Annotated in this window: 1 protein-coding gene; it reads right to left on the bottom strand. The window is 62.6% G+C overall.

Going from position 1 to position 546, the window contains the following annotated elements; genetic code table 11:
- Nucleotides 1-546: CheR family methyltransferase (locus B3605_RS23960; protein WP_296436494.1), on the bottom strand; the 546-nt coding region annotated here is incomplete at both ends.

Raw genomic sequence — 546 nt, 5'->3', positions numbered from 1 at the left:
TAGATCAGCACGTTGCGGCAGAAGATCATGTGCATCCCCTCACCGACGGGGTAGTTCTCGTCCATCAGGTTCATGCGCGCGAAGCCGACGCGGCTGCGCAGATCGGCCGAGATGCGAACCTCGCGGCGATCCTTCTGCTTGGCGACCATCACATATTTCCGCTGCAGCTCGCGCGGCACCGGATGCACCAGATCCTCGGAATAGATACCGCGCCGCGCCGTCGCCAGCACGTCGGTGCTGAGGTCGGTCGCGAGGATGCTGTAGTTGAGGTCGCGCCGGTCGGCGACGAACTCTTCCAGCACCATGGCCATCGTATAAGGCTCAGCCCCTGTGGAGCAGGCCGAGCTCCAGGTGCGGATGGTGCGCACGCCGCTCGAGACGAGTGCGGGAAGCGCCACCTGCTGCATATATTCGAAGTGGCGCGCCTCGCGGAAGAAGTCGGTCTTGTTCGTCGTCACCGCGTCGATCAGATAGACCGTCTCCTGCTCCAGCCCGTCATCATGGAACAGGAAGTCGCAATAGTCGTCGAAGGTCGCGTGCTGCGTT

The organism is Rhizobium sp. UBA1881, from assembly GCF_002338015.1.
Taxonomy (GTDB): Bacteria; Pseudomonadota; Alphaproteobacteria; order Rhizobiales; family Rhizobiaceae; genus Rhizobium.
The sequence above is the reverse complement of the archived record's forward strand: the minus strand, read 5'-3'. Positions and strand labels throughout refer to the sequence as shown.